This is a genomic window from Paenibacillus sp. FSL M8-0228, assembly GCF_038007385.1.
Classification (GTDB): domain Bacteria; phylum Bacillota; class Bacilli; order Paenibacillales; family Paenibacillaceae; genus Paenibacillus; species Paenibacillus polymyxa_D.
Genome location: NZ_JBBOXA010000001.1, coordinates 260,642 through 274,661 on the forward strand (window position 1 = coordinate 260,642; position 14,020 = coordinate 274,661).

General features: G+C 45.8%; 9 protein-coding genes. 1 reads left to right on the forward strand and 8 read right to left on the reverse strand.

Annotated features, from left to right (window positions below; translation table 11 throughout):
• Positions 1-25 precede the first annotated feature (25 nt).
• The 8 genes from MKY98_RS01130 to MKY98_RS01165 form a co-directional block, all read right to left on the reverse strand.
• Entirely contained in the window at positions 26-3,070 is a 3,045-nt protein-coding gene (locus MKY98_RS01130) for a glycoside hydrolase family 2 TIM barrel-domain containing protein (RefSeq protein WP_069010159.1), read from the reverse strand.
• A gap of 53 nt (positions 3,071-3,123) precedes the next feature.
• Entirely contained in the window at positions 3,124-3,948 is an 825-nt protein-coding gene (locus tag MKY98_RS01135; RefSeq protein WP_013308300.1) for a carbohydrate ABC transporter permease, read from the reverse strand.
• Positions 3,945-4,841 carry a carbohydrate ABC transporter permease gene (locus tag MKY98_RS01140; protein ID WP_013308301.1) on the reverse strand — a complete coding sequence of 299 codons (897 nt, stop codon included), beginning with the start codon at positions 4,839-4,841 and terminating at the stop codon, positions 3,945-3,947. The genes MKY98_RS01135 and MKY98_RS01140 overlap by 4 nt, the downstream gene beginning before the upstream one ends.
• Positions 4,842-4,942: 101 nt before the next feature.
• Complete coding sequence (locus tag MKY98_RS01145; protein ID WP_069010158.1) at positions 4,943-6,232, reverse strand: ABC transporter substrate-binding protein; 1,290 nt, start codon at positions 6,230-6,232, stop codon at positions 4,943-4,945.
• 340 nt (positions 6,233-6,572) lie between these two features.
• Positions 6,573-8,387: a cache domain-containing sensor histidine kinase gene (locus tag MKY98_RS01150; RefSeq protein WP_069010157.1), complete on the reverse strand. Its 1,815-nt coding sequence runs from the start codon at positions 8,385-8,387 to the stop codon at positions 6,573-6,575.
• 38 nt (positions 8,388-8,425) lie between these two features.
• The gene (locus tag MKY98_RS01155; protein ID WP_069010156.1) at positions 8,426-9,985 is read right to left on the reverse strand and encodes a response regulator transcription factor; all 1,560 of its coding nucleotides are present in this window, start codon (positions 9,983-9,985) and stop codon (positions 8,426-8,428) included.
• 259 nt (positions 9,986-10,244) lie between these two features.
• Positions 10,245-10,880 carry a uridine kinase gene (udk, locus tag MKY98_RS01160; RefSeq protein ID WP_013308305.1) on the reverse strand — a complete coding sequence of 212 codons (636 nt, stop codon included), beginning with the start codon at positions 10,878-10,880 and terminating at the stop codon, positions 10,245-10,247.
• A gap of 75 nt (positions 10,881-10,955) precedes the next feature.
• Positions 10,956-11,477 (reverse strand): ClbS/DfsB family four-helix bundle protein, encoded by a 522-nt coding sequence (locus tag MKY98_RS01165; RefSeq protein ID WP_029516908.1) that lies wholly within the window; start codon positions 11,475-11,477, stop codon positions 10,956-10,958.
• Between the two features lie 374 nt (positions 11,478-11,851).
• Here MKY98_RS01165 and MKY98_RS01170 point away from each other — a divergent pair, with 374 nt between their 5' ends.
• On the forward strand, positions 11,852-13,945 hold the full coding sequence (locus tag MKY98_RS01170; RefSeq protein ID WP_069010155.1) for a pectate lyase family protein: 2,094 nt from the start codon (positions 11,852-11,854) through the stop codon (positions 13,943-13,945).
• The last annotated feature ends 75 nt before the right edge of the window (positions 13,946-14,020 follow it).

A 14,020-nucleotide genomic window follows, 5' to 3' on the forward strand; every position in this document is an offset into this window, starting at 1 on the left:
ATACTTGCCTATACGGGGAGTTTATTTATATCCGCTGCACGGTGAACTCGAATTCCAGCATTTGATCGGCTGTAATTTGGTATTCTTCATGTACCGGGGCTCCCCAGCTATCGTCGCCGCCTACGCCCATTTGCTTGCCAGCTACGGTGACAACGGTATAGTACACGTTGGGCAGCTCATACAGATGGTATGCACTTTCCAACTCGAACGCTGTATACGGCGAAATGTTGCATTCCACTGGTGCGGTAGCAGGTGCAGTAATGCGAATGCCCCGCTGGGAATCATCAGTAATATCGACACGGCGCACGCCTGTACGATTGCCGGATTCCTGCGGCACGACATACCCGGATACGTTATCCGCAGCTTCGTTGCGGAATACGCCTAGTCTCGCGCCAAAGGCACGGTCGATGTAATTCTCTTCCGGTCCCATCGCGTACCAGTCCAGATGGCGGTAGTCTGCCGGAACCTTGAACGAAAGGGCAAAGATCGGCAGGTTAGGCAGTCCTGAGACGCCTTCATAAGTCGATTTTACGTTCAGACTGCCATCTGCCAAGACGGTGTAGGCTACCGTTACCTGTGCGTCCGTATGAATGCTCAGCGTGTAGCGGAATGCAACAGTTACACGGTCTGTCTGCTCTTCCGTGACCTCGATGCCCACGCATTTACGTGTCAGACTTGCAGCGAACCAGCCACCGGCTTCAAAGCCCAGTGCGGTTCCCCGATCATTGTCTGTGGTCGCCCGCCAGAACAATGGAGCAGGAGGTGTAGCGATCATCTCACGTCCGGCGTAGCGAAGTGAAGTCAGGCTACCTGCTCCTTTGGAGAACATGATACTGAAATCTGCACCGTGAACGCCAATATTTACATCGCCATGCACCACTCGTAAGGCACCGACCGTAGGGAGCTGCAGCGGATTTGGATCTTCCACGATGAAAATATGCTGTCCGAAGGCCACTTCGTGTCCAGCCTCAGCCCAGAGCGTCGCTTCCTTCAAAACCAGAGCGGTGTGAATGACGTACTCACCGGGCTTCTCGTCTGTGCTTGGGAACGTCAGTGGAATATACGCTTCGGTCTGAGCCGCCACATCCACATGAATGGCATTACGTGCGATCTCTTGGCCCTCATGCAGCAGGCTGTATACAAGCTCGTAGTCCCCCGTTCCTTCGAACAGGTTTTCATTGCGAATGGTTACACCGCTGCGATCCGGGGTGAGCTTCAGATTTTGATACAGGAATTTGACCTCCTGCATCTTCGGCGAAACCTTCCGATCTGCATAGACAATTCCGTCCGTACAGAAGCCATAGTCTGTAGCACGGTCGTCAAAGTCGCCGCCGATCGCGAGGTACTCGCGTCCATAGCGATCTTTTTTCATAACAGCCTGATCAATATAATCCCAAATAAAACCGCCCTGATATAGCTCGTATTTGTTTTCCAGCTCGGTATACTTGTGCATGCCGCCTACGGAATTGCCCATCGCATGCATATATTCGCAACTGATATACGGCTTTTGTGGATTGTCGTTCAGATATTGCTCGATATCTGCGGGTTTGGCGTACATCCGGCTCTCCATATCGCTGGTATCATCGTACGTACGGTTGTGAAACACGCCTTCGTAGTGCACCAAACGGCTCGGGTCGGTGGTTCGGAAATAGTTGGCTACATTGCGCAGCACTTCACCTGCATACGACTCATTGCCGCAGGACCAGATCAGAATGGACGCGTGGTTTTTGTCCCGTTCCAGCATGGAAATGGCGCGATCCATGACGATATCTTGCCACTCAGGCAGATTGGCAGGAATATTCCACGATGGCTCGACGGCACCGAGTTTTTGCCAGGAACCGTGTGTTTCCAAGTTCATTTCATCAATTACATAGACTCCGTACTCATCGCATAGCTCATACCACAGAGTCTGGTTTGGATAATGAGAGGTGCGGACAGCGTTCATATTATTCTGCTTGAGCGTCCGAATATCCCACAGCATATCTTCACGGGAAATCGCACGTCCGGTGCGAGCGTTAAATTCATGGCGGTTCACACCTTTAAAGACGATACGTTTGCCGTTCAAATGCATGACCTTGTTGATCAGCTCAAATTTACGGAAGCCGATTTTTTGTGGAATGACTTCCACGAGCGATCCACTGGCATCATAAATTTGAATGAACAACGTGTACAAATAGGGTTTTTCCGCGCTCCACCGCTGCACTTGCTCCAAGGTTGCTGACAGTGAAGCCGTGCCATCCGTAAAGTCAGCTTTCAAAGAAGCTACAACATGACCGGTAGCATCTTTCACATCGACAGTTGCATAGGCCGTTGCCGGCTTTTCCAAGGTCAATTTCAGTTCCAGAAGGCCCTGCGTGTAGGAAGCATCCAGATCTGCCTTGGCATGCAGGTCACGTACGTGAAGCGTAGGGATGGTATAGAGGTACACATCTCTGAAAATACCGGAAAAACGCCAAAAGTCCTGATCCTCCAGCCACGCCCCCGTACTTCTTTGATAAACCTCTACCGCCAGCTTGTTTTCGCCTGCTTGCAGGAACGGTGTCAGTTCAAAATCAGATGGTGTAAAGCTGTCCTCGCTATAACCGACAAATTGTCCGTTCAACCATACATAGAAAGCCGACTCAACACCTTGGAAAGAAATGAACACAGGCTGCGCGTCGGAAGCCATATTTTCCGGTAAAACAAAGCTTTTGATATAGCTCCCGACCGGGTTGTGATCCTCCGGAATATGGGGTGGGCGAACGTCCGAATGTCCGTCCCATGGATACATCGTGTTCACGTACTGCATTTGGCCAAAGCCTTGCGTCTGAATGTGACCCGGTACCTGAATATCGCTCCAGCCGCCGTACTCAAAGCCAGGCGCATAGAACTCTACTGGACGACTGGCTGGATTCGTTGCATAGTTAAATTTCCAGCTCCCATTCAGGCTATGGCGCCAAGCCATATCAGCTTGCTGCTCCGCTTCCTGAAGCGTAGCGTAATATTTGTGATCGGAATAGGCGGGCAGCCGATGTACAGCAAATTTGGTTACGTCGGTCAGCCAGTCCAGACTAGGGGGTTGGATGGTCAAGGCGAACACTCCTTATTTTTAAAATTGAAATGAAGAACGTACACAGAAATCTGCTATTTTACCGAACCCACCATGCCCGCTACAAAGTGTTTCTGCATCAGGAAAAATACCAGTGCAGTCGGAAGTGTGGACAGGACAATGGCGATCATGATGACACCGTAATCCGGTGCATAGCTGGAGCCGAGGTTCGAGATCAACAGCGGAATCGTTTGATTTTCCGGCGTTTGCAGCACAATCAGAGGCCAGAGGTAGTTGTTCCAACTGGACATGAATGTGATGATCGCGGCAGCGGCATAGGTTGTTTTCATTGTAGGCATGTATACCCGGAAGAACAGACCCAGCTCGGACAATCCATCCATACGACCTGCCTCCAGTAGATCTTTGGGAAACATCTTGGTGCTTTGACGGAAAAAGAAGATCAGGAACGCCGTAGTTACGGTCGGAATGACGACAGAAGAGAGCGTATCAATACCGATCCACGGTATGACATTAGAAATGCTGCCGAACATCCGGTAGAGCGGGATCATGATCGCCGCAAACGGAATCATCATAGACATCAGCAGGATATTGAAGACAACGTCTTTCGCTTTACTTCTGTAAATTTCAAAGCCATAACCAGCCAATGACGCGATTAGCATAGCCAGCAGCGTAGTTGAGATGGAGACTTTTGCAGAGTTACTGAGTGCGGTAACGATGTCCACTTTTTCAAGCAAATTGTGCATGTTATCCATCAGATGGGAGCCAGGCAGCAGCTTGCCCTTGGTCACATCGACCGACAGGTTCGTGGCGCTGGATAGCATCCACAGGAACGGGAAAATCGAAACGAACGACACAAGGATCAGAAAGGCGTACGTAAATGCTCTTTTTGTTTTCATCATTTTTTCTCACCTGCCACTTTGAACTGGATAATCGACAAGATAATGATCATAATGACGATGGAATAAGATACGGTCGCCGCATAACCAAAGTCGGATGAATACTTGAAGGACAGATTGTAAATATATTGCGAAATTGAAGATGTCGCGTTCCCTGGCCCACCTTTGGTAATATTCATAATTTCATCGAAGAGTTGGAGTGTACCAATCGTTGATGTAATCGAAGTGAACAGGATAATCGGCTTAAGCAGTGGAACCGTAATGCTGAAGAACTGTCGGATCGGGGAAGCTCCGTCAATACGGGCCGCTTCGTAGATGGAACTGTCAATGTTCTGAAGACCGGACAGGTAAAAGATCATATTATAACCAGTCCAGCGCCATGTGATCGCGATAATAATCGTAACCTTGGCCCAGAAAGGATCTGTAATCCATTGGATGGGCGTGCCAATCACGTGCAGATTCAGCAATAAGGAGTTTACCAGACCGTCGGACGAGAACAGGTACTTGAAGACAACGGAATAGGCTACAAGGGATGTGATACACGGCAAGAAGATAGCGGTGCGGAAAAAGCCCTTGAATTTCAGGTTTTTATCATTCAACAATACCGAAATGAACAGAGCCAGAATGACCATCAAAGGCACCTGGAAAATTAAATAGATAAACGTATTCTTCACGGCGGTTATAAACATTTTATCGGTGAAGAGTCGCTTGTAGTTATCAATGCCGTTAAAGCTCAGATTAGACCCTGTACCTGTCTTAAAGGACAAGATAAGCGCCTGAATCATCGGATAGAAATAAAAAGCGGCGATCATGATCACTGCGATGGATATGAACAACCATCCTGTCATACCTGCTTTGAGACGTGTTGTAGTTATTTTGGGCGCGGCTGTCTTCATACCATGTCAACTCCCTGTGCAGCAATAAAACCTTGAACTCGCAAGCCCAAGGTTTTAAGTGCTTTTCGTTTTATTATTTAGCCTTGGCTAGATGGACTGTCTTATTTAAGCTGTGCTTCCGCTTGTCCTTGAGCATCTTTCAGAACTGCGTCTACATCTTTTCCGTTCAGATAGTTTTGAATTTCAACGGTCATGATATCCTCAATGGCATACGTATGCAGGCCATAATTGACTTTTGGAACTTGTTTAGTCCATTCTGCAAATTTCTTGTATACTTTGTCGCCTCCGAAGTACGGATCTTCCACGTCATAAGCTTTACCGCTGGAAGCTGCGTTCAATGAACCGACAATTCCAATTTTGCTCAGCATATCTTGATACAGATCTGTATCTGTTCCGAATGTCTCTTTCAGGAAATCAGCAGCGGTATCTTGACCGTCCGAGTTAAGGACATACCAGGAACTGCCGCCGAGGCTGGAAGCATTCACGGATTCAGGTATATTTTTCAGCTTAGGGAAAGGAACAACAGCCCATTTACCGGATTGCGAAGCTTCTGCTTTGATCGAAGGTGTAATCCAGTTACCTGTAGGTACGGAAGCAACTGCACCGCTGTTGAATGCGGCCAAGAACTGACTCCAGTCGGCATTCATTTTAACAATGTTAGCGTCGAACAAGGATTTGTACGTCAAGAGAGCTTCTTTCAGAGCTGGATTACCAGCCAGGTTTGGTGTTTTACCGTCTTCTTTCAGGTACCATGAACCTGCGGTTTGGATCATACCGCGGATCAGACCGAGGTCATTCGGATCTTGAGTCAGCATTTCTTTGCCTGTTTTTTGTTTTACAGCTTTACCAATTTCAATAAATTTGTCCCAATCAATATTGGTTAGGTCCGCTACTTTGTATCCGGCTTGTTCCAGATAGTCCGTTCTTACATACAGTCCCATAACACCGGAGTCGAATGGAACACCGTACTGCTTGCCGTTGTAGCTAGTCGGTCCAATTTTATAATCAGCAAAGTCGGATGCTTTGATCGTGCTGCTCATATCATGGAAGGAATCGGGATAGGCTTGCAGGAAGTTCTGTGCCCGATAATCCTCGATCAGAACCACGTTCGGCAATCCTTTGGTAGAACCGGAGTTAAGGCCGGCATTCATTTTTTGTACGATATCGTTTTGAGCATATTCAACAATGTTTACGGTTACATCTGGATGTTTGGCAACGTAGCGATCTTTTGCCAGCTTCAGGGCTGCGATATTAAAGTTCGGGTCCCAAGCCCAGACGGTGATTTCTTTTTTGCCTGAATCTGTGGTTGTAGCTGCTTTCTCGGAATTGCTGGAGCATGCGGATAGCAAGATCAAGCTTGCAATCAGCAGAAGGAAAGTCATTTTTTTCATTTTGTTCAACCCCTACTCTTTTTTTATATGTTGCTTGCCAGTTCTAAATCTCTTGAATGAAAGCGGTTACCTTGTTTGTAAATCTAGTGTACCATCCATACTTTGTCGGTGTTAGGAATATCTTTATACGGATTGGTCTTATTATTATGATTTATGAAAAAAGGTACCGCTTACATTTGTGTTTTATTTTGATTTAGGTATTTTTTTTAGGTTGAACTAAAGTTGTTCACTAAGCGCCACTGCGCGGCCGGATGGTGCTTCCCATCGCTGTTGCTTGTACAGCACCATTCCGCCCACTCCGTTCTTGTTCCACCTTCTTTGTTTAGTTCAGCCTATTTTTTTATGGGGTAGGTGGGGTGGGTTTTACGATCAGTGGGAGGGTCATTCTCACTTTGGTGCCCTCGCCTTTTTTACTGGAGATGGTCACGCCGTATTCTTCTCCATATAAAAGGGTAATGCGGTTGTGCACATTCTGGATGCCGATGCCTGTGAACAGTTGGCGCTTGCTCTTGGGATTCGGCAGTCCGTCTTGCGCCGTATGCCCGTCCAAATCCATACCGTCCCCATCATCGACCACCTCACAGATCAATGTATCCTCCGTTTTGGACACCAATATATAGATGTGGCCTACATTTTTTTCATTAAACGCATGGAAAAAAGAGTTTTCGATAAAAGGCTGAATGATGAGCTTGGGCACATGGTACTCCAGACAATCGGGTGATACAAAATAATTCACTTGTACCCGCTGCCCGTAGCGCACATGGTTAATGAACACATAATTTTGCATGTTGGCCATTTCCTGCTCGATGGTGATTGTTTCACTCACATTGCTGATTGTATTTTGCAGTAAGGAAATGAGCGCATTGATCGTTTCGGCGGCTGTTTCCTTGTTTCCTTTGAGTACCAGCATTTTGATCGAAGCCAGTGTATTGTACAGAAAATGCGGATTGATCTGCCGTTGTAGTGCAGCAAGCTCTGCGTTTCGTTGGCCTTTTTGCGTCTCTAAAAGCTTACGGATATAGTCATTTAGTTCATCCAACATGTAGTTGTAAGCATGACTTAATTGTCTAACCTCATAGCTGCCTGTTACCGGGATATAATTATCAAAATTTTTCTCACGTATGGTCGACATTTGCTTCACCAGTCGAGTCAGGGAACGAATTAGTCGACGGGATATCAGAAAAACGATCACCAAAGCAATCAGTACGATGGCAATGCAGATCCAGACAACGGATTTAACGTCAATAATTTGCCCAATCGCGGCTTGTCTGTCGATCATGTTCACCAGATAAAAATCAAATGAAGGGATATAGTTGGAAAGGAGGATACTCTCCTTATTCATCACATCCGCATTAATGTAGTTCAATCCCTGTTCATTGATTTTTGTGGCATAGCCTAGCAGCTCACTGGAGCGTTGTCCGATCAGGTCCTGGCGGTTGCTTGATACAATTAATCCCGACTTGTCCAAAATAAGCACATCATTGCCGTTGCTCGTGAAATTGTTGTAGAAACGGCGAAATTCAGGCTCTCGGATAGCGATGTAGATCATGCCGTACAGGGTGCCACTGGTCCGCTCCATAAATGGTTTGGAGGCGATGATATAGGGTGTTGGCTTTTGCGCGGTGGTATTCATTTGTTGCTGAAATAATTCAGTATCCAATTGATACATAAGCTGTGCCGGTCGTGCTACACTTTGGGCTGTAATCGCACTGCTTTTAAGCTCTTCCGCAGTTACAGGCCAATAGGATGAGTCAGAGTAAAAGCTCCGACCGTTCAGACCAGTTACAGCGACACCAACATCATAGGCATCGACGTTCGATTTAATTTGCTTCATTTGCTGTGCCATTCCGAAGTAAGTCCTCGCCGAGTTAATCGAGTCAGATTGACCGCCAGTCAGATAGTTCTTGACCGTTCCATTTTCCGAAGCATGGGTTACGGCATTCACGATGGAATCATTGAAGGATTCAAAGCTGGATTGAATCTGGCTGAGTACCTTGGCATTTGTAATACTGAATGTCTCCGCAAAAAGTCGTTCAGACATTCGAATCGTCACCAAAGAGGTCAGCAAGGACACCGCAGTGATGCTGACCACCATAACAATAAAGATTTTGAAGAACAGACCTTGATATTTGATCTTATGGATATATCTTTTCATATGCAATCTCTTTTCTACTGGCAGATGTGGCTTACTCCCTAATAGAGATGCTCCCGGCGGTACTGACTGGGCGAGCAACCCTTCACCTTTTTGAACACTTTGGTAAAATAGCTGGGGTCCGAATAGCCTACCGTGCTGCTAATATCCGAAATGGACATCGTCCCCGACCGTAGTAACTCCGCGGCTTTTTCAACCCGAATTTTGTTCAGATACTCGCTAAAACCTTCTGTATGATGTGCCGTAAAATAACTGGACAAGTAGGAAGGGTTAAAGTGAAAATATTGCCCAAGTGTCGTCAAATTGAGCGTTTCAGCATGATGCTCCTCAATATACTCCAGCAGTTTTTTCATGCTTGCGCTACTTCCTTGCTGTGTTTTAGCCATGATCTGTCTGTTCGCTTCCTCCAAAAAAGTCTCCAGAAGGCGCACGGCTTCATGTACATGAGGGGCATCATTAATTGTTTTGAAATAGGAATATTTCGCCGCATCCAGCTCCTTCATATCATACCCCTGATTCCCGAGCAAAATCGTAATGTTGAACACGATATTTCCGAGAAGCGATTTGAATTCAAAAGCGGTAGAGGTATAGTTACCGGACATGGCGGCTACATAGGATCTCAAATCCTGAAAGGCTGTATCAAAATGCTCACGCTTCATCTCTTCTGTAAACTGTTTTAAGTTGAACGAGCTGTTCACCTGTACAGGCTGAGGAAGTTCGTCTTCTATGAGCAGCGCTGTTCCTGGGAAATAAAAGCGGTAACTCAGCAGTTTTGGCAGTTCATCCTGATAGACGTCACTAATCTGATTGAACTCATCAAATAAATGGCTAACTGCCCAGCCTGTCTGTGGATCGACTCGCTTTGTCTCCTGAGCAACTTCCCTAACCGCAGCCATCCAGGCGTCTACTTCCCGTGGATCAAGATTGGCTAAAAACACAGCCGCATAGCCATCAGATGGCAGTTGTCGCAGTACGATGTACTCACAGGCAGAGGATACTCGATCTGTAAGCTTGGAAAATAGGTCCGAGGCAGAGATGGAGCGCCCTTTATCCTGCTGTGCCAGCTGTTCTATACCTATGAGCGCAAAACGGGCATAAGGAAATGCTTGCTTCAGCAGCTCGGCGTCATAGTCCATGCTATACCCGGAGATCAGCTTTTCGATCACATGATCTATCGTAATTTGACTATTCCCGGCATCTGCTTGATATTGAATGGATGGAATTTTGCGAGCGGTTCTCTGGAGCACTTGGAGCAACTCATCCGTGTCTAGCTTAGGCTTTAAAATATAGTCAGCAACCCCTTGCTGAAAGGTGGATCGCACGTAATTAAACTCGCCGTAACTGCTAAGTACAATGACTTCGATATCTGGATAGTTCTGTCTGACTATGCGCGTCAGCTCCTCGCCATCCATGATCGGCATTACGATATCTGTAATGACAATATGAGGGCGCAAGGTTTCAATCAGCTCCAATGCTTCTTTCCCGTTAGAAGCTTCACCTACAATTCGAAATCCATACTGTTCCCACGATAAATGGTGTTTAATTCCTTGCCGTACCAATATCTCATCATCCACAATCAAAATGTTGCATAGCTCATTCATGGCAGCACTCTCCGTAATTATACCTATTCGAGGATTTTGCAAAAATCCTGATTCAAAAAAGACCTCCATCACGTGGACGTCATATCATCTGAGGCACATATTTGATAACGCTTCCAACTTAGCTTGAATCTAAAGCATTTAACCTTTACATGCTAACATAAACCACACGGGGATTCCAAAAAAAATAGTCCGAATGGCATATAAAACACAAAAAAGGCAGCCGAGAAAACCTCGACAGCCTTAAACAACCGGGATTACCTTATACAGTACCCCAAGTCCGATCTCCTGCCAAATATTTTTCAGTCAAAATAGACAGCAGTTGAATGCCAACCTCATTGTGTCCTCCCTCAGGAAGGATCAGGTCAGCGTATTTCTTGGAAGGCTCAATAAATGCCTCATGCATCGGCTTAACCGTAGTCAGATAGTGATCGTGGATCGAATGGATGGTGCGGCCGCGTTCCTCAATATCGCGAAGAACCCGACGGAGAATACGCACATCAGGGTCCGTATCCACAAATACTTTGATGTCAAGCAGGCTGCGGAGCTTTTCGTCTGACAGTACGTGCAGACCCTCCAACATAACGATATGATTTGGCAGAAGCTCTACCGTCTCGTCCGTGGAGCGGGCATGAACCGTAAAATCATACACGGGCGCTTGTGTCGCTTGTCCTTTTTTCAGACATTGGAGATGCTCAATAAGCAATTCGTTGTCAAAGGCAAACGGATGATCATAATTGACCAAAGCACGTTCATCATAGCTCAGATGTGAATGGTCTTTATAATAGTTATCCTGAGATATGAAAGTCACTTTATTAGATCCCAGACGCTCAACGACGGCGCGTGCTACCGTCGATTTACCGGAACCTGTACCGCCGGCAATACCAATAATAAGCATGGCGTTTCACTTACCCTTCCCTAAATGTATCCCGATACAACTCAAGTATTGTAGCACAATGCACACTTTTTTTCATCACTGTTGAACTTTGTATTTCTTCCATTTCCGTATCTTGGCTCTGAATGTTTTAAACGGTGCCACCGAGTTGATGTGAATCCATCTTGCCATGGGCCAGTTTGGATTCGTACCCGTCCAATTGTGAACGCCTTGAGTGAAGAGCTCTTCGTGGCTAAGTGTGTCGATCCAATCCAGCCACTTTTGCTCAGTCAACTTGAACATATCGCGTAATTCGCGTAAAGATTGGTGGGAGTAAGTCTTGTAAAATGATTGATATAGTTCGCCTAGTCTGTTCCATTTATAATTGGGGGCGGGCATGATGACGGTTTTTCCTTCCCGTTCGTCTCTGTCCCATGTCATGACAAGATGAAGCCATCCGAGCTGGTAGGCAATCATCTCTGCGGGTGTTTTATCTACTTCAGGGATACGAATATCTTTTTGGCTCTCGTCGATCTCCTGAAACTCACCGTCAAATCGTAAATAGGAGGCATGAATGGCTTCCTTTAACTCCGATTTGGAAGCGTAGTCGTAGCTGGACATCTCATCGCTCCTTTAAATGATATGATGATACTCACCCCTTTATATGTACCATTCCCAATATGACAACTGTATGTCTTATTCAAAAATAAAAAAATATCGTTTTTTGTGATTTTATGAAACAGAATTTGGCGTGTTCACGAAACAGGATGCAAAATTAATTGAAAAATTAAGACAAAAGATAAGTAATTAGACATATTTTAATATATATTTAAATGCCTATAATTATTGGAGTATAGCGTTTGAGGGCCCTCATTGGTGTTGGGATATTATTCTCTTCATCAGTACGTTATATACCGTTGGGGCAGGTCATGTCCGATGAACGGTGCAACCTTTGCTTTAGTATTCATGAATCTAACCAAGAAGGGGATTGTTATATGAAATCGAGTTTGCTAAGAAAATGTGCAAGTGTAATGTTAAGCAGTACGTTGGTACTGTCTTTATCATTACCGTTGCTAGGTCATGCACATGCGGATGGGAATTTACAGATAAGTGATGATTTCGAACAAGGAAAAGCTCAAGGCTGGACCGCGGATTCGGGGAACTGGTCTGTGGTCAAGGATGGGAATGGCTCTACATACCAGCAATCTAGTCGAAGCGAAAGCCATTCCGTTAAGGGTAATGCCTCATGGACGAACTATAGCGTGCAAGCAGATGTATATGTAAATGATTTTAATGGCTCCAATCGAGTCTACGTTGCAGGTAGATACACAGATTCCAACAACTTCTACGCAGCATCGTTGTACAACAAGAATGACGGAGCGCTTGAGATTCGAAAAAAAGTCAAAGGCTCTATGAAGACACTGGCTACCAATAAAAAATACAAACTGGACACGAATACATGGTACAGAGTTAAGCTGGAACTATCCGGTTCGGAAATCAAAATGTATGTCAATGATCAACTGGAGCTGTCCGCAACAGACACCAGCCTCACTGCTGGAGCCATTGGTTTGGTGACCTCCAAAGCAGCTGCCGAATTCGATAATGTGATTGTATCCGGTGCTTCTTCTGAGGTAGATCCAGGAACACCGCCTGTGAATCCAACACCAGGTACAGAAAAACCGACTCCTGGAGTGGACCCTGATGTAACCTCTAAAAGTAACTATAATTTGACTGGCTTTTCGTATGGTAATACAGGTGGTGGCAACATTGCGGATACAGATGCCAACTACAAAAAAGTTTACAACGCTGTAGATCTCAACGAAGCACTGAAGAAAGGCAGCAAAGTCAAAGTGATTGAGATTATGAACGATCTTGATCTCGGTTGGAATGAAATTCCTAGTGCTGCCAAAGTAATGCCTTTTAGTGCCAACAATCCTGTACAAACACATCCTGTTCTGAAAAAGACAGGTGTGAGCAAAGTCTATATCGAAAATATGAATGGGGTTACGATTTTCTCGGCCAATGGTGCGAAAATCAAACATGCCGGCTTTGTTATCAAAAGAAGCTCCAATTTGATTTTCCGTAACCTCGAATTTGATGAACTTTGGGAGTGGGATGAAGCAACCAAAGGGAACTATGACAAGAATGACTGGGACTATATTACTGTCGAAGGTGCAAGCTCCAAGGTATGGATCGACCATTGCACATTTAACAAAGCCTATGATGGTCTGGTAGATGTGAAAAAAGGGAGTAACGGAGTTACGATTTCCTGGTCCTTGTTCAAAGGAGATGACCGCAGCTCCAACAGCTGGGTAACCCAACAAGTCAACGCGATGGAAGCAGACAAGTCTTCCTATCCTATGTACGCTTATCTGAGAAGCAATGCAGTAGGCATGAGTAAAGAAGATATCATTGATATTGCAGCAGGACAAAAGAAGGCGCATCTGATCGGTGCTACGGAAATGGCTTCCGACAATCCAGATTTGGAAGTGACGCTGCATCATAATTACTATCTGGATATTCAGGACCGTATGCCACGTTTGCGTGGTGGTAATGCTCATGCATATAACATCGTTATGGACGATGCCGGATTGGCCAGAGCCAAAAAAAGAATTACTTCTGACATGGCTAAAGCAATTGCCGCCAAGGGATACCATTTTGATGTCGTGGGTAATGGTGCAATTTCAACAGAAAACGGCGCGGTATTGCTAGAAAAGTCTTATTTAATTGATGTGTTTTCTCCAGTGCGTAATAATCAAAAAGATCCTAACAAAGCAGATTATACAGGTAAAATCAAAGCCGAAGACGTTATCTTTTCCGACAATGGTACCGTATTCAGAGGAGGCAGTGAAGCTGCGAATAGCCCGTTAGCCCCTTATCCTGCGAAGGCCAAGGGCTTCTCTTGGAATGGGTTCACAACGTTGCCATACAGCTATACTGCCGAAGACCCTGCTAACCTGGTTGCTCAATTGCAGGCCAAGGATGGAGCGGGTGCAGGCAAGCTGAACTGGTCGAGTGAAAACTGGCTCAAAACGGTGTACAATACAGCCGCTACGAAAGATGCAATAGTGGAAGAAGATTCCGAATAGGTAGGCATATAAAAAAGCAGCCAGGACAGATATGCTCTGTTTCTGGTTGCTTTTTTGGTTACCCACGTTTAGGCT